This window comes from Pseudogemmobacter sp. W21_MBD1_M6, from assembly GCF_052119585.1.
GTDB lineage: Bacteria > Pseudomonadota > Alphaproteobacteria > Rhodobacterales > Rhodobacteraceae > JBGQOJ01.
Map to the genome: position 1 here is coordinate 23,598 of NZ_JBGQOJ010000026.1, position 19,233 is coordinate 42,830.

16 protein-coding genes are annotated in these 19,233 nt (G+C 61.6%); 13 read left to right on the plus strand and 3 right to left on the minus strand.

Going from position 1 to position 19,233, the window contains the following annotated elements; genetic code table 11:
* Positions 1 to 120 precede the first annotated feature (120 nt).
* Genes ACEN2R_RS17755 through ACEN2R_RS17770 form a run of 4 tightly spaced genes read left to right on the plus strand, consistent with a single transcriptional unit; the run spans position 121 to position 7,458 of the window.
* On the plus strand, positions 121 to 1,272 hold the full coding sequence (locus tag ACEN2R_RS17755) for an acyl-CoA dehydrogenase family protein (RefSeq protein ID WP_442044022.1): 1,152 nt from the start codon (positions 121 to 123) through the stop codon (positions 1,270 to 1,272).
* The gene (locus ACEN2R_RS17760) at positions 1,269 to 3,335 is read left to right on the plus strand and encodes an acetate--CoA ligase family protein (protein WP_442044023.1); all 2,067 of its coding nucleotides are present in this window, start codon (positions 1,269 to 1,271) and stop codon (positions 3,333 to 3,335) included. Before ACEN2R_RS17755 ends, ACEN2R_RS17760 begins: the two co-directional genes overlap by 4 nt.
* Positions 3,335 to 5,383, plus strand: a complete 2,049-nt coding sequence (locus ACEN2R_RS17765) for a 3-hydroxyacyl-CoA dehydrogenase NAD-binding domain-containing protein (RefSeq protein WP_442044024.1) — start codon at positions 3,335 to 3,337, stop codon at positions 5,381 to 5,383. The genes ACEN2R_RS17760 and ACEN2R_RS17765 overlap by 1 nt, the downstream gene beginning before the upstream one ends.
* Positions 5,380 to 7,458, plus strand: coding sequence for an acetate--CoA ligase family protein (locus tag ACEN2R_RS17770; RefSeq protein ID WP_442044025.1), 2,079 nt, complete (start codon positions 5,380 to 5,382; stop codon positions 7,456 to 7,458). Before ACEN2R_RS17765 ends, ACEN2R_RS17770 begins: the two co-directional genes overlap by 4 nt.
* Positions 7,459 to 7,464: 6 nt before the next feature.
* Here the strand turns inward: ACEN2R_RS17770 and ACEN2R_RS17775 are convergent, their stop codons facing one another.
* On the minus strand, positions 7,465 to 7,929 hold the full coding sequence (locus ACEN2R_RS17775; protein ID WP_442044026.1) for a PaaI family thioesterase: 465 nt from the start codon (positions 7,927 to 7,929) through the stop codon (positions 7,465 to 7,467).
* 112 nt (positions 7,930 to 8,041) lie between these two features.
* On the opposite strand from ACEN2R_RS17775, the gene ACEN2R_RS17780 reads away from it, so the two are divergent.
* The 3 genes from ACEN2R_RS17780 to ACEN2R_RS17790 all read left to right on the plus strand — a co-directional run bounded on the left by ACEN2R_RS17780 (position 8,042) and on the right by ACEN2R_RS17790 (position 11,066).
* A complete protein-coding gene (locus ACEN2R_RS17780; protein ID WP_442044027.1) occupies positions 8,042 to 8,491 on the plus strand; it encodes a tripartite tricarboxylate transporter TctB family protein in 450 nt (149 codons plus the stop codon).
* Entirely contained in the window at positions 8,491 to 10,023 is a 1,533-nt protein-coding gene (locus ACEN2R_RS17785) for a tripartite tricarboxylate transporter permease (protein ID WP_442044028.1), read from the plus strand. Before ACEN2R_RS17780 ends, ACEN2R_RS17785 begins: the two co-directional genes overlap by 1 nt.
* Positions 10,024 to 10,112: 89 nt before the next feature.
* The gene (locus tag ACEN2R_RS17790) at positions 10,113 to 11,066 is read left to right on the plus strand and encodes a Bug family tripartite tricarboxylate transporter substrate binding protein (protein WP_442044029.1); all 954 of its coding nucleotides are present in this window, start codon (positions 10,113 to 10,115) and stop codon (positions 11,064 to 11,066) included.
* 49 nt (positions 11,067 to 11,115) lie between these two features.
* Here the strand turns inward: ACEN2R_RS17790 and ACEN2R_RS17795 are convergent, their stop codons facing one another.
* Positions 11,116 to 12,111, minus strand: a complete 996-nt coding sequence (locus ACEN2R_RS17795; RefSeq protein ID WP_442044030.1) for a D-2-hydroxyacid dehydrogenase family protein — start codon at positions 12,109 to 12,111, stop codon at positions 11,116 to 11,118.
* Positions 12,098 to 13,210, minus strand: coding sequence for an AbrB family transcriptional regulator (locus tag ACEN2R_RS17800; protein WP_442044031.1), 1,113 nt, complete (start codon positions 13,208 to 13,210; stop codon positions 12,098 to 12,100). The genes ACEN2R_RS17795 and ACEN2R_RS17800 overlap by 14 nt, the downstream gene beginning before the upstream one ends.
* 121 nt (positions 13,211 to 13,331) lie before the next feature.
* Here ACEN2R_RS17800 and ACEN2R_RS17805 point away from each other — a divergent pair, with 121 nt between their 5' ends.
* From ACEN2R_RS17805 to ACEN2R_RS17830, 6 genes are all read left to right on the plus strand, one after another.
* Complete coding sequence (locus tag ACEN2R_RS17805) at positions 13,332 to 14,261, plus strand: LysR substrate-binding domain-containing protein (protein WP_442044032.1); 930 nt, start codon at positions 13,332 to 13,334, stop codon at positions 14,259 to 14,261.
* A gap of 102 nt (positions 14,262 to 14,363) precedes the next feature.
* Positions 14,364 to 15,155: an SDR family NAD(P)-dependent oxidoreductase gene (locus tag ACEN2R_RS17810; RefSeq protein ID WP_442044033.1), complete on the plus strand. Its 792-nt coding sequence runs from the start codon at positions 14,364 to 14,366 to the stop codon at positions 15,153 to 15,155.
* A 4-nt stretch (positions 15,156 to 15,159) separates the two neighbouring features.
* Entirely contained in the window at positions 15,160 to 16,527 is a 1,368-nt protein-coding gene (locus ACEN2R_RS17815; RefSeq protein WP_442044034.1) for an MmgE/PrpD family protein, read from the plus strand.
* A 28-nt stretch (positions 16,528 to 16,555) separates the two neighbouring features.
* Positions 16,556 to 17,374, plus strand: a complete 819-nt coding sequence (locus ACEN2R_RS17820; RefSeq protein WP_442044035.1) for an enoyl-CoA hydratase/isomerase family protein — start codon at positions 16,556 to 16,558, stop codon at positions 17,372 to 17,374.
* Positions 17,375 to 17,500: 126 nt separating this feature from the next.
* Complete coding sequence (locus tag ACEN2R_RS17825) at positions 17,501 to 18,667, plus strand: PrpF domain-containing protein (protein WP_442044036.1); 1,167 nt, start codon at positions 17,501 to 17,503, stop codon at positions 18,665 to 18,667.
* A gap of 172 nt (positions 18,668 to 18,839) precedes the next feature.
* The gene (locus ACEN2R_RS17830; RefSeq protein ID WP_442044038.1) at positions 18,840 to 19,169 is read left to right on the plus strand and encodes a hypothetical protein; all 330 of its coding nucleotides are present in this window, start codon (positions 18,840 to 18,842) and stop codon (positions 19,167 to 19,169) included.
* Positions 19,170 to 19,233 lie beyond the last annotated feature (64 nt).

Consider the following 19,233-nt stretch of genomic DNA (forward strand, 5'->3'; position numbering starts at 1 on the left):
AAGCCTGACTTAAGATTATGCAATAGCCACAATCGGTCACTTTTCTATACTGTTTCTTTGTCTAGAAAGACGGGGCAGGCCGGAACAGGCCTGCACAGTAGCCAAGAAGGAGCCAGCCCCGTGACATCCGGACTTACCCCAGATCAGGTGGAACTTGCACATGCCGTTCGACGCTTTGCCGAAGGCGAACTGGCTGATGGAGCGCTTGATCGGGCGCATTGCCGTGACTACCCGTGGCAGATTGCTGGAAAATTGTCCGACATGGGCATGTTGGGCATCACCATCCGCGAGGAAGACGGCGGCATTGGCGGCACCTTGATGGACGCGGTCATCACCATTCAGGAACTTGCCATGGTCTGCCCCAAAAGCGCCGATGTGGTGCAGGCGGGGAATTTTGGTCCGATCAGAACGTTTGCCGAATTTGCCACGCCTGCGCAAAAGAAACGCTGGCTGCCCGACCTTCTGGCGGGAAAAAAGCTGATCTCGCTGGGGATGACCGAGCCGGACGCGGGGTCTGCCGTGACCGAACTCAAGACAACGGCACGCAAGGACGGGGAGGGGTATATCCTCAACGGGTCCAAGGTGTTTTCAACCCACAGCCCGCATGCGGACCTGTTTTTAGTCTACGTGCGCTTCGCGCCAGGGACGAATGGCATCGGTTCGGTTCTGGTCGAGCGTGGCACGCCGGGCTTTATCATAGGGACACCGTCGCCCTTCATGAGTGGCGAAGAGTGGTGCCCGCTTTACTTTGACAACTGTCGCATCCCGGAAAGTCAGCTTCTTCTGGGGGAGGGCGGCTTCAAAAAACAGATATCAGGGTTCAACGTCGAGCGGATTGGCAATGCCGCGCGCGCGTTGGCGCTGGGGCGGCACGCCTACGAGGTGGCACGGCGTCACGCGATGGAGCGTCAGCAATTCGGCCGGGCTTTGTGCGAGTTTCAGGGCCTGCAATGGAAATTTTCGGAGATGATCGTAAAGCTGGAAAGCGCGCAGATGCTACTGTACCGCGCGGCGCGGGACGGCGACGAAAACGGATTGCCCTCGGCGTTCAACACCGCTGTCGCCAAGCTGGCCTGCAACGAGGCAGGCTTTGACGTGGCCAATGCCGCGATGCAGGCGATGGGTGCCTATGGGTATTCGACAGAAAGCCTTGTGGAGTATTGTGTCAAACGCACACGTGGCTGGCAGATCGCGGGCGGCTCTATCGAGATACTCAAGAACCGGATCGCCGAGCATGTGTTTGATCGCCGTTTCAGCCAAAGGCCATCATGATGACAGTCGACGTCTGGCAAAAAGCCCTGTTGCGCCCCGATAGCATTGCGCTTGTGGGCGTGTCGGACGATGTTGGAAAGACCTCTGGCCGGCCTCTGCGGTTCCTGCGGGCGGCCGGCTATGGCGGCACGATTTTTCCGGTCAACCCGACCCGCGAAACGGTCCAGGGCGAGCGGTCCTACCCGTCATTGTCGGCGCTGCCAGAGGTGCCCGAACACGCCTTTATCCTGACAGACGCACAGCGCGCCCTCGATGCGCTTGAAGAGTGCGAGGCGCTTGGCATACCTGTTGCCACGGTGCTTGCCACCGGCTTTGCCGAGGCGGGCGAGATGGGTGCTGCCAATACTGAAAGACTGCATGCGCTGATCTCACGGAGGCGGTTGCGGGTGCTGGGTCCGTCATCAATCGGGCTGGCGCAACTGCACCACGGTATGACGCTGACGGCCAACGCCGCCTTTGCAGAGCCTGACCTGCCGAAAGGGGGGCTTTTTGTGGCCTCTCACAGCGGCAGCCTGATCGGGGCGATGTTGTCGCGGGGCAAGCGAAAGGGGTTGGGCTTTGCCGGTCTTGTCTCCGTCGGTGGCGAGGCGGATCTGGCCATTGGCGATGTCTGCATGGCGGCGCTGGATGATCCAGACGTGACGGGCTTTCTTCTGTTTCTTGAACATATGCGCCACGCGGACCGGCTGCGGAGTTTCGCCGAAATGGCCGCGATGCGCGGCAAACACGTGGCCGCGTTCAAGCTGGGCCGCTCGGACGAGGCGGCGGAACTGGCGCAATCGCACACCGGCTCGCTTGCCGGTGCGGATGCGGTGGCGGATGTGTTCCTAAGGTCCTGCGGAATCGCGCGCGTGACGTCCTTTGAAGGGCTGCTAGAGGTGGCGCCCCTGTTGGCGCGGGTGCCTGCGGCCGTTCTGCCGCGACGCGGGCGGGTCGGTGTGATCACCACCACAGGTGGTGGTGCGGCGATGGCCGTCGATCAATTGGCCGGGCGGGGGGTGGATATTGTGCCCGCCGGTGACGAAACCCGCGCCCGTCTGGCGGAACTGGGGATTGCGCCGGGGCGCAGCCGCATCCTTGACCTGACGCTTGCCGGTACGCGCTATGACGTGATGCGTGCCGCGATCGAGGTCTTTCGCGCGGCGCCAGAATTCGATCTGGTGCTGGTTTGTGTCGGATCCTCGGCGCGGTTCAACCCGGACCTTGCGGTTCAGCCTGCGCTTGATCTGATCGACACGGCTGGCCATCCTTTCGCGGTGTTTCTTGTGCCCGACGCGCCGGATGCAACCCGACGCTTGGCAGAGGCGGGCGTGCCGGTTTTCGAAGACCCCGAGACCTGCGCTGATGCCGTGGCCACGGCGCTTCATCGCCAGACGCCCGCATTGCCGCAGATTGTCCCGTTCATCGCGCCCTGCGCGGAGCGCACCTTGGACGAGGCAGAGGCCTATGGCCGCCTTGGCACCCTACCAGTGGCGGACTGGGTGGTGCTGGACGTCGGCGCCCCTGTGCCGGAGCTTCCCTTTGGCTATCCCGTGGTGGTAAAAGTGCTTGATGCCGCAATCCCGCATAAAAGCGATGCGGGCGGCGTCATTGTCGGTTTGGGCAGCGCACAAGCACTGGCAGAGGCCATTGAGCGGATACAGGCCAACATCGCAAACCGCTTGCCCGGCCACAGTGTCAGCCGTGTTCTTGTCCAACGCATGCGTGCGGGGGTCGGCGAGGTCCTGATCGGCATGCGCCGCGACCCCCAGATAGGCCCCATGGTGGTGCTGGCCGCTGGTGGCATCTTCACCGAGATATACCGCGACAGCGTCATGCGGCTTGCCCCTGTCGATCTGGAGGGTGCAAAAGCGATGATCGCAACACTGAAGGTGACGCAGATCCTCGACGGAGCCCGAGGCCGGACCAAAGGCGATCTGGACGCGCTGGCGCGGGCCGTGGTCGCGGTGTCAAACCTTGCCCTCTGCGATGATATAATCGAGGCGGAAATCAATCCGCTTATTGTTTTGCCCAAGGGCGAGGGGGTCGCAGCAGTGGACGCATTGATCCGGGTGAGGGCGTAATGGCGGGGCAGGTTCATCTGGAACGCGACGGCGATATTGCCGTTTTGATCATAGATAATCCACCGGTGAATGCGGGGTCGCACGATATTCGCAAAGGGTTGCTTTCGGCAATCATGGCGGTCGAGGGTGACGCAAGTCTGTCGGGGGGCGTTCTGATCGGTGCGGGGCGCAGCTTTATCTCCGGCTCTGATATCCGCGAATTTGATCTGCCGCTTGGTCCGCCGCAGATGCCGCAGGTGATTGCGGCGATCGAGAGCGCGGCAAAGCCTTTCGTCGCGGCGCTGCACGGGGTGGCCCTTGGGGGTGGATACGAGCTGGCGCTTGGCTGCGATGCGCGCGTTGCTGCGCCCGGTACGGTGGTCGGGCTGCCTGAAACTGCGCTTGGGATTATTCCGGGCGCAGGCGGCACGCAAAAACTTCCCCGGCTGGTTGGTCGGGCCGAAGCGATCCGTCTGATTGCCGGTGCGGTGCGGGTCAAGGCGGACGAGGCCCTGTCGCTTGGCATGATCGACGCCATCGCCACGGGCGATCTGCGGGCGGCGGCGGTCGCGATGGTGCGTGATCTGGCGGGGGTGAAACGACGTGTGATCGACCTGCCCGTGCCCGAGGACGAGGATCTGGCCGCCGCGGTCACCCGCGCATCGCGCCGCGCCCGTCCCCATGTTCTGGCTGCAATCCATCATGTGCAGCAGGCCGGTCGGGTCCCCCAACAAGAGGGGTTGGCGGCGGAGCGCGCGACGTTCGAGGCCTTGCGCACCGCGCCCGAAGCTAAGGCGCTGCGCCACATCTTTTTCGCCGAGCGTGACGCGGCGCGTGGTAAGCCGGGCCGTGAGGCCAAGCCCTGCACGATCGAGCGGTTCGGCGTGATCGGCAGCGGCACGATGGGCGCGGGGATCGCGTCGGCGATCCTGATGGCGGGCAAACCGGTGATCCTGATCGACACGCAGGCCGAGGCCCTTGCACGCGGGGTCGAGCGTATCTCGCAGGCGATAGACGGCGCGGTGACCCGCGGCCGTTTGACCGCGCTGGCAGCACAAAACGCCAAGGCGCGGCTGATCGCGCAGACTGACCTTGCCGCACTCGCGCCCTGCGATGTGGTGATCGAAGCTGTATTCGAGGATCAAGCGGTCAAGCAGCAGCTGTTCCGCAAGCTGGATGCGATTCTGGCCCCTGACGCAATTATCGCGACCAACACGTCGTATCTGGACATCGACCGGATGGCGCAGGAAACAACACGCCCCGATCGGGTCATCGGCCTGCATTTCTTCAGCCCCGCGCATATCATGAAGCTGCTGGAAATCGTCCGTGCCAGCCACAGCAGCGATCAGGCGATGGCCACAGGTCTTGCCGTTGCGCGTATGCTGGGTAAACAGCCGGTCGAGGCGGCGAATGCCTTTGGCTTTATCGGAAACCGGATCTATGCGGCCTATAGGGCGGCCTGTGAATTCATTCTTGAAGACGGCGCGTTGCCGCATCAGGTGGATGCCGCACTGGAGCGGTTTGGCTTTGCCATGGGGCCTTTTGCGGTGGCTGATTTGTCGGGGCTGGACATCGCCTGGCATATGCGGCGGCAAACGGCGGCGGAAAGATCCCCCGCCGATCGCTATGTCCAGATTCCCGACCTCCTGTGCGAGGCGGGCCGCTTCGGGCGCAAGACCGGTGCGGGCTATTACCGCTATGATGAGGTTGGAGCACGGCACCGTGACCCCAAGGTCGAGGCGCTGATCCTTGCGGCATCACGAGACAAGGGCATCCTGCGCCAAACCCTGACAGACGAAGACATCCAGATGCGCGCCTTGGCGGCCATCGTGAACGAGTCCGCTTGCGTTGTCGCAGATGGGGTCGCGCTGCGGCCGGGGGATGTGGATGTCGTTTTGGTGAACGGCTACGGGTTTCCACGTTGGACAGGTGGTCCGGTGCATTGGGCAGGCCAGCAGGATCCTGTGGCGCTTGCCACGGCCTGTGCGCACTTTGTCCAAGATGCTGGGCCAAGATGGAAAATTGGGGATCTGCGTGTTTTGATCGGATCGATGGGAGATACGGAATGACTATGTCACAGACCGCGCTGGATGCGCTTTGGGCCCCGAAAAGCGTTGCGATTGTCGGCGCATCGGCTGATCCGACCAAGACCGGCGGACGGCCGGTCGCCTATCTGGTGAAACATGGGTTCGACGGGGCCATCTGGCCGATCAATCCACGTGCGGATCAGATCGCAGGTCTGCCCTGCTTTGCCAGCGTCGCAGATCTGCCGGGCGCACCGGACGTGGCCATTGTGCTGTTGGGCGTCGAGCGGGCAGAGGGCGCGGTGCGCGATCTGGCGGCCAAGGGCTGCAAAATCGCCATTGTGCTCGCCAGCGGCTATAGCGAGGCGGGCGAAGATGGGCGAAAACGGCAAGAGGCCCTGCGTGAGGCCGCCGGTCCCATGCGGTTGCTGGGTCCGAACACCATCGGTGCGATGGACCTGTCGCGTGGCATCGTCCTGTCGGCCAGCGGCGCGCTGGAGGGGGACAATATCCCCAAGGGCGGCATTTCCGTCGCCTCGCAAAGCGGCGGCATTCTTGGCGCGTTGCTGTCACGGGGGGCGGCTCGTGGGATCGGCTTTTGCAAACTGGCATCGACTGGCAACGAGGCCGATCTGGACATCGCGGACCTGATCGAGGCCTATGCCCATGATGACGCGACCACGGTGATCGCCGCCTATGTCGAGGGTATCCGCTCGGTCGAGAAATTCCGTCGCGCGGCCACCGCCGCCCGAGAGGCTGGCAAGCCATTGGTCGTTTACAAGGTCGGGCGCTCTGAATCCGGTGCGCGGGCGGCGGTATCTCATACGGGCGCCATGGCGGGCGAGGATCGGACCTACGACGCGCTGTTCCACCAGGTCGGGGCGATCCGTGCCGAGACGTTCAGCGATTTGCTGGACCTGCCGGCGATGCTGGCCAGCCGCCGCCGGATGCGAGGGCAGCGGGTGGCGATCCTGACCTCGACCGGTGGGGCGGGCAGCCTTGTGGCGGACAATTGCGGTATCCTCGGGCTGGAGGTTCCCGAGCTTGACGTGGCGACGGGCCGAACATTGGCGGGGCTACTCGGGCAGAGTGCACCGATGACGGGCAATCCGGTGGATGTCACGCTGGCGGGCGTCGAGCCTGCGATCATGACGGCGGCCACGCAGGCCTTGCTGGCCTCAGACGGGATTGACGGGGTCGTGGTGGTTGTGGGGTCTTCGGCGCTTGCGCGGCCTGATGTGGCCGTGGGCGCTATCCGTGCAGGGGCTGCGGCCAGCGACAAGCCTTTGATCGCGTATGTCAGCCCCCATGCACCGCATATCCTGGATCTGCTGAACCGCGAAGGTGTGCCGGCCTTTGCCGCGCCCGAAACCTGCGCCATCGTGCTAAAGGCTGCGCTGCCCCTGCCTGCGCTCGGCCCGCTTTTGCCTATGGATGCGGCTCCTGTGCCTGACGGTTTGCCCAGTGGCACACTTAACGAGGCCGAGGCGCGCGCGCTGTTTGACGCCTTCGGGCTGGCGGGGGCTGAAAGCCATGTGGTGCAAACCGCCGCGGAGGCTCAGGTGGCCGCCGCGAAGTTGGGTGGTCCTGTTGTGCTAAAGGTCTTGTCGCGAGACATCGTGCACAAGTCCGATGTAGGCGGTGTCCGTGTCGGCCTGTCGCCCGAGGACGTCGGCCCGGCCCTGACGCAGATGGCGGGCAGTCTGTCTGCCCAAGGCCTGCCTGACCCAGAGGGGTATCTTGTGCAGGCGATGCTGTGCGGCGGCATCGAGATGATCCTTGGCCTGCGGCGCGACCCGCAACTGGGGATGCTGATCCTGCTGGGGGCGGGCGGTGTGCAGGCGGAACTTTCGGGCGACAGCACCTTGCGGTTGTTGCCACTGCGCAAAGGCGATGCATTGGGAATGGTTCAGGCGCTGCGTGTCAAGGCGTTGCTTGACGGGTATCGCGGTGCACCGGCGCATGATGTTGCAGCGCTTGTTTCCTCGATCGAGGCACTGGCGCGGATGGGCGAGGCGCTGGGGGATCGCCTTGTCGAGGCAGAGATAAATCCGCTTTTCGTGATGGCAGACGGGCAGGGCGTCGCTGCCGCTGACGGTCTTGTGGTGCTGAGCGCCTGACGGTCTTCAGGCGCTGTGTGACACCCGCCAGACGCCCTGCGCCGAAGCGACAGGGGCAGCGCCGACAAAGGCGGTGCCTGTCAGAAACACCATGCGCGTCGTTGATTGGGTGATCTGCGGCGTCATCTCCACCAGATCACCGATCCGCACCGGCGCAAGGAATTGATGATTCAGGCTGATTGTGGCGCCGCGGACGGCCCCGGTCGACAGCCGCGCGGTCTGGCCCATGACGCGATCCACAAAGGTCATCAGCATCCCGCCGTGCACCGCGCCATTGCGATTGGCGTGGATGGCGCGTGCAACAAAGGCAAACCTTTGCTGCCCGTTTACCTCGCGGCGCCACAGGCCGCCCACATGCCCGATGAACCCGTCATCAGGGTCGAGATGCCAGCCTGCTGTCCCGAGTTCTTTTTCCATAACGTCATTTGTGCGCCGCATCTCGCGGCCAAGCAAGCCGCTTGTCAGGCACATCAAGCCTGACTGTTTGTTATGCTCGCCCCCGCTTTAACCTGTTGTGTGACAACAGCGAAGGTTCAACACTGCAACGTAGCTACAGACGTGCTGATCCGCAGGGAGGGGAAAAGTGCTTGATCGCGATTACCGAGATATCGTTGCCGGGCTTGGGCTGACCCTGATTGGTGTCGCTGCCGCGCTTTATGCGCTGTCAAAATATTCGATGGGAACGGTGAGCCGCATGGGGCCGGGCATGATGCCTGTGTCTCTGGGCGTCATTCTTGCCGTGTTCGGCCTTTCGATCGCAATTCCGGCCCTGTTCCGCAAGGGCGCGCCTTCGGACCTGCGTCTGCGCCCGTTGATCGTTCTGTGCATCTGCATTGTGTGCTTCGCGCTGATGATCGAAACGCTGGGCTTTGTGCCTGCGGTATTTTCGACCGTCGTGATAGCGACATTTGCGGAAAATAGGGTTCCGTTGACGCGTGCGCTGATCCTCGGGGCGGGGTTGGCGCTGCTGACATGGGCGATCTTCATTCTTGGGCTTGGGTTGCCCATTTCCTCATTCGATTGGGCATTCTGATGGATATGCTGGCAAATCTTGCGCTGGGGCTGGAAACGGCGATCGCGCCGGTAAACCTGTTCTATTGTTTCGTAGGGGTCTTTTTGGGGACTTTTGTGGGCGTCATTCCGGGCGTTGGCCCGCTGGCCGCCATCTCAATGCTGTTTCCGATCACCTTCTATCTGGAGCCGACAGCGGCGCTGATCATGTTGGCGGGCATCTATTACGGCACCACCTATGGCGGCTCTACCGCGTCGATCCTGTTGAACATTCCCGGCGCGACCTCGGCGGCGGTAACCTGCCTTGATGGCTATCCGATGGCGCAGCAGGGCCGGGCCGGCGTGGCGCTGTTCATGACCACAATCGCCTCGTTCGTCGGCGGATCGTTCGGGATCATCATCCTAAGCCTGTTTTCGCCTCTCATTGCGGATTATGCGCTGACCTTTGGGCCGGCAGAGTATTTCGCGTTGATGGTGCTGGGGCTCGTGTCGGCCTCGACCATCGCGAATGCGTCGCCCTCCAAGGGGCTTTCGATGGTTGTGTTCGGGATGCTGATCGCGACGGTCGGCATCGACAGCCAAAGCGGTGTGGGGCGGTTCACCTTTGGCTCCATGAGCTTGCTCGAAGGCTTTGGCATCAGCGCCATGGCCATGGGTCTGTTCGGCATCGGCGAGATTCTGACCTCTGTCGGGGCAGAGCGGAGCGCCAAGATCGACGCAACCAGTGCGCAAATGAAAAATATGATGCCCACCCGCGACGATTGGCGCCGCTCCTGGATGCCCGCTATCCGCGGATCGTCCATTGGTGCGTTCTTCGGTGCCTTGCCGGGCACCGGCCCCTCAATTGCGGCCTTTATGGCCTATGCGATGGAAAAGCGCGTGTCAAAGACGCCAGAGCGGTTTGGCAACGGTGCCATCGAAGGGATCGTCGCCCCCGAGACCGCCAACAACGCGGCAGATCAGACCGCCTTTATTCCTACTTTGACGCTGGGTATTCCCGGCAGTGCCACCATGGCGTTGATGCTAGGCGCACTGATGGTGCACGGCATTCAGCCGGGGCCGACGCTGATCGCAAACGAGCCCGCGCTGTTCTGGGGGCTGGTCATGAGCTTTTGGATCGGCAACCTGATCCTTTTGGTGCTGAACCTGCCGTTGATCGGTCTTTGGGTGCGGCTATTGCTGATCCCCTATCACTATCTTTATCCGGGGATCCTCGTTTTTGTTTGCATAGGGGCCTACAGCGTGCGGGCCAACCCTGCGGATGTGTTCATGGTTCTGTGCTTTGGCGTGCTCGGCTATGCCATTCGCCTTGCCGGTCTGCCAGCCGCGCCGTTGCTTTTGGGGTTCGTGCTTGGCCCGCTTGTCGAAACCCAATTCCGTCGCGCGATGGTGCTGGCCCAAGGCGACTTTACCGCTGTTATAGAGCGCCCCATGGCAGGTACAGTGCTGGGCCTTTCGGCGCTGATGCTGATCTGGACGCTGGTCAGCGCGATCCTTACCCGCCGGCACAAGCGTCGTCTGGGCAAGGCAGAAAACGCATCGCTGGGAGGATAGCGATGCACGTCGCATGCGGTTTCTGCCGCAGGTGACACGAGGTGCCACTGGCATAATAAATCATCAAGACTCAACAGGAGGAGACTAAAATGAAGAAGATTATTGTAGCGGCACTCGGGGCCGTCCTTAGCACAACGGCAGCTTTCGCGCAGGACAACTATCCCAGCGGTCCCGTCACCATTATAGTGCCTTACGGCACCGGCGGCTCTACAGACGTCACCGCGCGTCCGCTTGCCATCGAACTTGAAAAGATCTGGGGTCAGCCCGTCGTGATCGAGAACAAGCCGGGCGCAGGTTCGATGATCGGCACAACAGAAATGACACAAGCGGCCCCTGATGGCCTGACACTGCTGATCAATACTGCCGCCATCACCACGGCACCCGCGCTACAGTCCGACCTGCAATTCGACCCGGAAAAAGACGTGACACCGATTTCGCTGCTGGTCACCAGCCCTTATGTGCTTGTCGGCGGTGCCAAGGTTGAATCGACCGATTTCGCGGGCTTCTTGGAAGAGGCGCAGAAGCGGCCGATGTTCATGGCGACGGCGGGTCCTGGCAGCTCTAGCCATTTCATGTCCGAACTGGTCATTCAGGCGGCGAACCTGCCTGCGGATGTTGTCCACTTCTCGGGCGCAGGTGAATCGATGACCAACCTGATGGGCGGTCATGCCGACACCTATATTTCGACCACTGCCAGCGTGATGCCCTATGTCAATGATGGCCGCGTCAAGGCGCTTGCGGTTCTGGCGCCTGAACGCTTTGAACTGCTGCCCGACGTCCCCTCGAGTGGCGAAGCCGGCATTTCTGGCGTCGAAATCAACGGCTGGGTTGCCCTTTTTGGGCCGGGTGGCATGGACGAAGCGCTTGTCGAGAAAATCAGCGCCGATTTCGGAACTGCTATGGCCTCGGACGCGATGAAAGAACAGCTAGAGCAGAACTTTGCCGTGGCCGGAAAGCTGACGCCGGCTGAGTTCCGCAATGTTTACCTGAGCGATATGAAGACCTGGAAAGATCTGGCCGTTGCCCGTGGCATCGGTAAATAAGCAGTATCAGTGATGTGACGATGAAACCGGCCCTCAGGGGCCGGTTTTTTCATTTTCCTGCAAGCAGTCTGATGGGCACACCATTCAGCCAGGCATTCAAATTCTCGACGGTTTCTTGGTAGAACGCCTCGAACGTTTCCTGCACTGCGTAGCCCAGATGCGGCGTCAACAGCGCATTGGGCAACGCGCGGATTGGATCATCCGCAGGCAGCGGCTCGCTGTCATAAACGTCGATCCCCGCACCGCCGATCCACTTCTGCGTCAGCGCGTCAAGCAGCGCGGTTCTGTCGATCAACGGGCCCCGCGCAGTGTTGATAAGCAGGGCATGGGGTTGCATCCGCGCCAGATCCTCTGCCGCCACAATACCCGATGTGGTCGGGCCAAGCACCAGATGAAGCGATACGATATCGGCGCTGCGAAACAGCGTCTCCTTGTCGACATAGGCAGCCCCGCCCTCGGCTGCGCGTGCGGGCGTCAGGTTCGGGCTCCATGCGATCACGTTCATTCCGAAGGCTTCTGCTGCCAGCGCCATCCGTCGGCCAAGTCGACCCAGCCCCACAAGGCCCAGTGTCCGCCCGTAAAGAGCATTGCCCAACCGCGTCTGCCACGCACCGTCGCGCAGCGCGGCGGATTCCGCTGGAATATGGCGCATCAACCCAAGAATAAGACCCCACGCCAGTTCGACTGTGGCGTAAACGCCGTTGCCGCTGCCCCCGGTGGTCATGATGGGAATGCCCAGATCCGCTGCGGTGACACTGTCCAGCGTTCGGTTCTGTCGGCCTGTGGCCGCGATTGCCTTTAGGTTTGGCAGCGCCCTTAAAACCTCGGCTGGAAAATCTGTCCTTTCGCGCAGCAGGCAGATCGCATCATAGGGCGCCAGCTTTTCGGCAAGACGGTCGGGGGCGATGGCGTGCCGTAAAAAGGTTACCTCTGCCCTTGTGTCCAGCACCGTCCAATCGGCAAGGCGGTGCGCCACACCCATATAATCGTCAAGGACGGCGATGCGGGCGCGGCGGTCTGTGGGAACGGGTCTATGGGGCGTCATGGCGGCTCTCCTTGTTACGGCTGTGCTGTTCGCGTCGGGCCAAAAGCCTGACGATCCACGGAATATTGGGCATGAAAATGAAAATGCGCACCAGATGAAACGTCGTAATCAGAACGACGTTCTGTTGCAGGAACTTGGCGGTCAGCGCCATTTCAACCGCCCCGCCTGGGGCGGCCCCCAGTACCAGCGTCCGCCAGTCAACGCCGGACATCCAAGCAATCCCCAGCCCGCTGAGCGAGCAGAGCAGCAGCAACAGAACAGCGGTCGCCACGCCGACCAGCGACATCCATAGGGCCGTGGTTACGATCTCTCGTCGAAAGGTCGCGCCCAACCAAGTGCCCAGCACGATCTGTGCAACAGCCAGCACGATCGGGGGATAAGGGGCGGGGCCAAACCCGCTGGCAGACAGGATGGCGGCCAGCGTCATCGGCCCGAGAAAATTTGGGTTTGGCACCCGTGCCATCCGAAACATCCACGCTCCCGCCACACCAAAGCCGGCCAAGATTAACACTGCGACCGGATCGCCGATGCGCAGCGTCACAGGCGTGCGCTGAGCATCCGGCCAGCCGTCGATGGCATAAAGCGCAAAGGGCAAGATCAGAACGACGGCGGCCAACCGGATGGTCTGCGACAAGATCACCGGCATCGGGTCGATCCCTGCGGCGCGGGCCATCGCAGCGGCCTCTACAGGGCTGGTCGGAGCGGCAGACAGAAAGGCTTGCGCCAGACTTTGGCCGCTGATCCGGCTTATGATAAGGGCCGTGACAAAGATGCAGGCAACAGTGGCCAGTGCCGTGCCAACGATGATTGGCGCAAGCTCTGCCAGCACGCTCAGGGCTGCGGGTGAAAACGCCAGCCCCACTTGCGTGGCGACAACGATCTGACCGACAGGACGCAACCGGTTCGGCACCGTGATGCGTGGCGCTGGCCCGATAAAGACCGCCGCCGACAGCAACAGTGGCCCGATCATCCACGGCAACGGTGCGCCGATCCGCTCAAACCCCCAGCCCGCGCAGGCGGTCAATAGAAACAGCAACAGCAGCCCGGCACCGGCGGGCCATCCTCGCAACGGTGGGGGGGCAGAAGGGGTCATGTTCATACGTGGATCTTCGGCTTGGGCGCAGCAGTAGCCGCCGCCTTGACTATTTTACATGTTGTACATTAGCCTAACAATTGCGGGTTTTCAGTGCCCTTTTGTAGCCCAAGGATAACCAAAGATCATGCAAAACCGCCGCATTAACCTGCCGCTAAACCCGCTTCGGTCCTTTGCTGTCGCCTCGCGTCACAAGACGTTCACGGCGGCAGCGAAAGAGCTTGGCGTCAGCCAAGTCGCCATCAGCCGGCAAATCTCGACCCTCGAGGATTTTCTCGATGTCAGCCTGTTCGAACGCGGAGTGCGGTCGGCAAAGCTCACTGAGGTGGGCCGCGCGTTTGGAATGGAAATCGCGGGGCTTTTTGACGATCTGGAGCGCGCGACCCAGCGCATGATCAGCCATGAAACCGAAGGCACGGTCAATTTACGGGTGCATCCCACTGTTGCGCATCACTGGCTTATGCCAAAGCTATTGCACTTTACGCGCCAGCACCCTGACATTCGCGTTCGCTTTGATACACGGGTCGAGCCGCTGGATTTTCGTGGCACGCATCTGGATGTCGCCCTGCAGCTGGGCCGCGGTGACTGGCGCGATGCTCGCAGTCGCAAGCTTTGGGACGAAGAGGTCGATGTGGTGTGCAACCAGACCTATCTGGACTCGATCGGTGGCTTGGAAAAGCCCGGGGACGTGGCAAAGGGCGAACTGTTGCATTCCCGATACCGCCGCCGCGCATGGGAGTTCTGGGCCCGTGCCAATAATCTGGATATGGACTTCAACTCGGGCACGGATTTCGAAACTTCTTTGCTGACATTTTCGGCAGCGCAGCAGGGCTTCGGGCTTGCTATCGGCCAGCTTGGGCTGCTGGATGACGTCATCGGAGAGGGCGGTCTGGTGCGCCCGTTGGATATGCGTATTCCAACTGGGGCCGCGTTCTACGTGATCTGGCCAACTACCATTTCGGTCAGCGTCAAGACCAAGCGGTTCATCGACTGGTTGTTGGACCAGGTGGGCCAACCTCGCGAGTTCTTCAAGTCCGGCACCCCTGAAAAAGCCTGAGCCTGTCAGACCCACGCTTTGCCGAGCCTGACCTCTAATCAGGTCTGGTCCCGCGCAACTGCTGCTAGACTGATCACAGCTTCGGGAAGGACAGGCAGGATCATGGGCACGCGACTCAGCGGAAAAGTGGCGATCATCACAGGGGCGGGCCAGCAACCCGGTGCGACGCCCGGCAATGGCCGTGCCACAGCCCTTCGGTTCGCCGAGGAAGGTGCGATTTGCGTTCTGGTCGACATCCAGCGCGATTGGGCCGAAGACACCCGCGCGATGATTGGCGGCGACACAGCCATCGTCGTGCAAGCCGATGTGACGGACGAGGCATCCTGCCAGCATATTGTGCAGGACACGCTGCGCAGGTTCGGCCGGGTCGACGTGCTGCACAACAATGTGGGTCTCTCGAAAGGGGATCGCGCGACGCCCGATCTGGGGGTTGATGTCTGGGACCGGATCATGACGCTAAACCTCAAAAGCATGTTCATGCTGTGCAAGGCGGCGCTGCCTGTGATGCGCGAACGGGGAGGTGGATCAATCATCACGATCTCGTCGACCTCGTCGCTGTCGATGCGACCGACCGTAGCCTACAAGACGTCGAAGGGTGCGATCAACACCTTCACCCAGCACATCGCCGCCGAGAACGCGTGCTACGGAGTTCGGGCCAATGTCATTTTGCCCGGCCTGATCGACACGCCCATGGCGATCGAGCGGCGCGCCGAGGAAACTGGTCGCCCGCGCGAAGATATCCGGGCCGAGCGCGCTGCGTTGGTGCCGATGGGCCATATGGGGCAGGCTTGGGATGTGGCCAATGCCGCGGTATTCTTGGCCTCTGACGAGGCAAAATACATCACCGGCGCGCTGTTGCCGGTCGATGGTGGTCTACTTTTGAAACGGGGGTAGGGGCATGAACGACAATCCACTTGTAACGCTTGCCCACGCCGCAAACGACTGGCACTTTCGGACGCTGACAGCCGACGTGGTGCATGACACGCGCCGCGCGGTTCTGGACTGGTTCGCCTCGATGTTGCCCGGTTGCGCAGAGGGACCGTCGGTGGCGCTGTCCCGTGCGCTGGTATCAGGGCGCGGCACAGGTCGCGCGGTGGCCTATGTCGACGGCGCCTGTGGCAGTGCCCGCCATGCGGCGCTTCTGAATGGGACCGCAAGTCACACGGTCGAATTCGATGACATCTTTCGTGACGGTGGCTACCATCCCGGCAGCCCCACGATATCCGCAGCACTGGCCGTGGCGCAGGCCGAGGGTGCCAGTGCCGAGGCGTTTCATCGTGCGGTAATCGGCGGCTACGAGGTGGGATGCCGAATTGCTATGGCGCTTCAGCCCAGCCATTACCGCAACTGGCACATCACGGCGACGGTGGGCACGCTGGGGGCGGCTGTGTCGACCGCCATGCTCAAAGGTTGTGATGCCACCGGCATAGGCCATGCCATCGCCATCGCCAGCAGCTTTGCCGGTGGCCATCAGGAAAACCTGCAAGGGCAGGGCGGGACCAAGCCGATGCATTGCGGCCATGCGGCGGAGGCCGGCGTTCTGGCGGGTTTGGCCGCGGCCGAGGGGCTGACCGGTTCTTTGGATAGCCTGCATGCGCGCCACGGCTATGCCGCCGCCACCAGCGACAGCACCGGAAACTGGCAAGCCGGATTGGCCGGGCTTGGCGACTGGACCCCGATCTCGCGCATGACGTTCAAGAACCACGGGTGCTGCGGGCATATATTTCCCAGCCTTGACGGCCTTCGCGCAGCGCAGGAAAAATGCCCGTTCGGCCCCGATGACGTCGCGCGGATCGACATCCAAGGCTATGGTCCGACGGTCGCGATTTGCGACCGGATGGACGTGAACAGCGCCCGCGATGCGCGCTTTAGCCTGCAATATTGCGTGGCGGCCTTGCTGTATACGGGCGGGGTCCGCCTTGCGGCGTTCTCACCCGACACGCTGGCCCGCGCCGATCTGCGCGCCTTTATGGCCAAGGTGACGGTGTCGGAAGATCCCGAGATTTCCGCGCTCTATCCAGCCCGTCGGCAGGCCCGCCTTAGGATCACGCTGACAACGGGCGAGGTGATCGACCACTTCCAGCCGACGCGTAAGGGGGATCCGGACGATCCGCTGACCGATGCGGATCTGTTCGAGAAATACGACGAACTGACCGCAGGGGTTCTGGACCCTCAGGGTGCCGCCGACCTTCGCAAACTTATCATGCAGTCCAACGATCTGCCCGGTCGGGTTGCACTGACTATCAGCCGACGCTCCGCAGCATGAACCGGACAAATTAAGGATTACAAAAGCCATGAAAGACAACGTTATAGCATCCGCCCCGTCGGCCGAGTTCATCGAGGTCGAGCTTCGGAGCACCTCTGCCATCATCCGCCTGAACCGCCCCGACATTCGCAACGCCCTGAACGACCAGATGCGGCAGGAACTGATTGCCGCGTTCGAATGGGCGGATCGCACGCCAGAGATCCGCGCGATCATTCTGACGGGCGCGGGCAAGGGGTTTTGTTCGGGTGGCGATATAGGCGGCATGCGCGAGCGGCTGAATGCCCCCTTGGGCGATGTGGCGTTCAACGGTTGGACGCGGCAGAAACAGACACATCGGGGTGTGGCCGCGATCCATGGCTGTACCAAGCCGGTGATCGCGGCGATAAACGGGGCGGCCTTTGGCCTTGGCCTCGACATGGCGATGGCGTGCGATTTCATCGTCGCAGCCGAGGGTGCCAAGATGTCGATGAGCTTTCTCAAGCGCGGGTTGGTTTCGGACGGGGGAGGCATGTATTTCCTTCCACGGCGTGTTGGGTTGCCACGTGCTAAAGAACTCATTTTTTCGGGGCGCGTTGTCCTCTCCGACGAGGCGCTTGCGATGGGTTTGGTTGACCGGGTCTCGCCTCCTGAGGACCTTATAGATATGGCTTGCATCTGGGCCGCGGAACTGACCCAAGGATCGCCGGCGGCCGTGGCCCTGAGCAAAGCAATTCTCGACCGCACATTCGAAACCTCAGACGAAGAAATTTTTGCTATGGGCCGACAGGCTCAGGCCGTCTGCTATACGACGAAAGAGCACCGTGCGTCGGTTGAGGCATTTTTGAACAAAACCGACAGCAAAGTATAAGCCTGCCAGTATCTGCAATTCGATCAAGCACGGTGCCGGGCCCAATATGCCGAAGATGGAAGGATCTGAAGGCGTTAGGCAGGGCGGAAGGGCCAATATGATCTATGTAAAGCGAATGAGGAAGCCATGCCCAAGTTTTCAGCGTTTAATATGCGGTGCTTAGACGCGATGATCATCCGGGGCGGTTCGTCCAAGGGTGTCTATCTTGATGTGCGCGATCTTCCCCCGGCGGGGCCGCAGCGCGATTCAGTGATCCTCAAGATCTTCGGCTCGCCGGACAAGCGCCAGATCGACGGGCTGGGTGGTGCGGACAAACTGACTAGCAAAGTGTGCCTGATGGGGCCGCCCACCCGGTCTGACTGTGATATTGATTATCTGTTCGGCCAGGTCAATCAGACCTTGCCAAAGATCGATTGGACGTCGAATTGCGGGAACCTTTCGTCTGGGGCAGCCTATTATGCCGCGCTTAAGGGCTATGGCCAGACGACTGCGGGTGACACGATGCATGTGCGCGTGCATCAGGTCAATCTTGGCCGAAGAATTCTGGCACAAGTCCCGATGCGTGATAGCCAGCCCGAAGTCGAAGGCGACTTTGCCATCGGCGGTGTGCCGGGAACGGCGGCGCGGATTGATCTGGATTTCGGCGATTTCGCTGGCGCGGTGCTTAAGCGCGGCCTGCTACCGACCGGCAACCCAAAAGACCTGATCGACGTTCCCGGAGTGGGCCAAATAGAGACGAGCATAGTGGACATGGCCAACCTGCATGTCTTTGTGCGTGCAATTGATATGGGGCTGGACACATCGTTGTCGATCTATGATCTGCAGGCCGACGCGAGCTTGGTGCAGCGCCTTGAAAACGTGCGCGCTGCTGCGTGCAGACATATTGGCTTCGGCACGGGACATGACATGGACGAACTGATGCGGATCAGCGTCAACCCGTTAATTTTCGTGGTTGCACCACCAGTGGGCTACACCTCCATCACTGGCGATGAGGTCGCTGCCGAAGACCATGATCTCTTTGCGCGGTCTATGGCGCGGTATGAATTTTCCAAGGCCTATCCTGGTTCTGGCAGCGTTGGGACAGCGGTGGCGGCGGGCATCCCCGGCACCGTTGCGCATGCGGCCACCCGGTCCGGCGCTGTCGCGGATGCGGCGTTTACTCTGCGCATCGGCCATCCCGGCGGAACACTTTCGGTCGATGCCGCGGTGAACGGCAATAGTCGCAGCGTCTCTTATGCGCGCCTGGGCCGTACAGCGCGACTTTTGATGGATGGCAGAGCGTATTACCGCTAGGCGGGATGGTAGATTCCCAAGTGGCTTCGCCCGGTGAATTTTAAGGTTTTTGTCACGAAACGGTCCCAGAGGGCTGGGTTCATGGATCACGTGCGAAGCTGTGAAGTGGTCCTGCCTTTCTGGATGGGTTTGCGGCTCAGCTAAGATGCATCTGGGTTAGGTTTCATGCCGCTTGGTTCATCATCTGCGTTGCGCCAAAGTGTGCGTCGTCGGGCGTCTGTTTATCAAGCGCGGTGTGGGGCCGCGCGGCGTTGTCGAACCCGATTCAGGTGTCGATGATCCGTTTGGCTTGGAACCCGTCGTGCAATTCGTGCAGATAGACGGCCTCCTGTTTGAGCGATCGCCACAGTCGCTCGATGAAGATGTTGTCGAGATACCTGCCGCGACTGTCCATCGAGATTTTGATCTTGGCGTCATCCGGAGTCTGGATCAATACATCATCGAAAGCATCGAGGAGGCGCAAGATCACGCCACGCACTGGCAATGGGTGAGCTATGCTTGAATTTGGGTGACGCGCATCATCAGGCGGCGCGGTTTTCGGTGTCGTTGGTCACTTCGACACCGTC

What these genes read in the sequence shown, in the direction of transcription:
- ACEN2R_RS17760 (WP_442044023.1), top strand. Translation starts at nt 1,269, where the DNA reads ATGATGACAGTCGACGTCTGGCAAAAAGCCCTGTTGCGCCCCGATAGC.
- ACEN2R_RS17765 (WP_442044024.1), top strand. Translation starts at nt 3,335, where the DNA reads ATGGCGGGGCAGGTTCATCTGGAACGCGACGGCGATATTGCCGTTTTG.
- ACEN2R_RS17770 (WP_442044025.1), top strand. Translation starts at nt 5,380, where the DNA reads ATGACTATGTCACAGACCGCGCTGGATGCGCTTTGGGCCCCGAAAAGC.
- ACEN2R_RS17775 (WP_442044026.1), bottom strand. Translation starts at nt 7,929, where the DNA reads ATGTGCCTGACAAGCGGCTTGCTTGGCCGCGAGATGCGGCGCACAAAT.
- ACEN2R_RS17785 (WP_442044028.1), top strand. Translation starts at nt 8,491, where the DNA reads ATGGATATGCTGGCAAATCTTGCGCTGGGGCTGGAAACGGCGATCGCG.
- ACEN2R_RS17790 (WP_442044029.1), top strand. Translation starts at nt 10,113, where the DNA reads ATGAAGAAGATTATTGTAGCGGCACTCGGGGCCGTCCTTAGCACAACG.
- ACEN2R_RS17795 (WP_442044030.1), bottom strand. Translation starts at nt 12,111, where the DNA reads ATGACGCCCCATAGACCCGTTCCCACAGACCGCCGCGCCCGCATCGCC.
- ACEN2R_RS17800 (WP_442044031.1), bottom strand. Translation starts at nt 13,210, where the DNA reads ATGAACATGACCCCTTCTGCCCCCCCACCGTTGCGAGGATGGCCCGCC.
- ACEN2R_RS17805 (WP_442044032.1), top strand. Translation starts at nt 13,332, where the DNA reads ATGCAAAACCGCCGCATTAACCTGCCGCTAAACCCGCTTCGGTCCTTT.
- ACEN2R_RS17810 (WP_442044033.1), top strand. Translation starts at nt 14,364, where the DNA reads ATGGGCACGCGACTCAGCGGAAAAGTGGCGATCATCACAGGGGCGGGC.
- ACEN2R_RS17815 (WP_442044034.1), top strand. Translation starts at nt 15,160, where the DNA reads ATGAACGACAATCCACTTGTAACGCTTGCCCACGCCGCAAACGACTGG.
- ACEN2R_RS17820 (WP_442044035.1), top strand. Translation starts at nt 16,556, where the DNA reads ATGAAAGACAACGTTATAGCATCCGCCCCGTCGGCCGAGTTCATCGAG.
- ACEN2R_RS17825 (WP_442044036.1), top strand. Translation starts at nt 17,501, where the DNA reads ATGCCCAAGTTTTCAGCGTTTAATATGCGGTGCTTAGACGCGATGATC.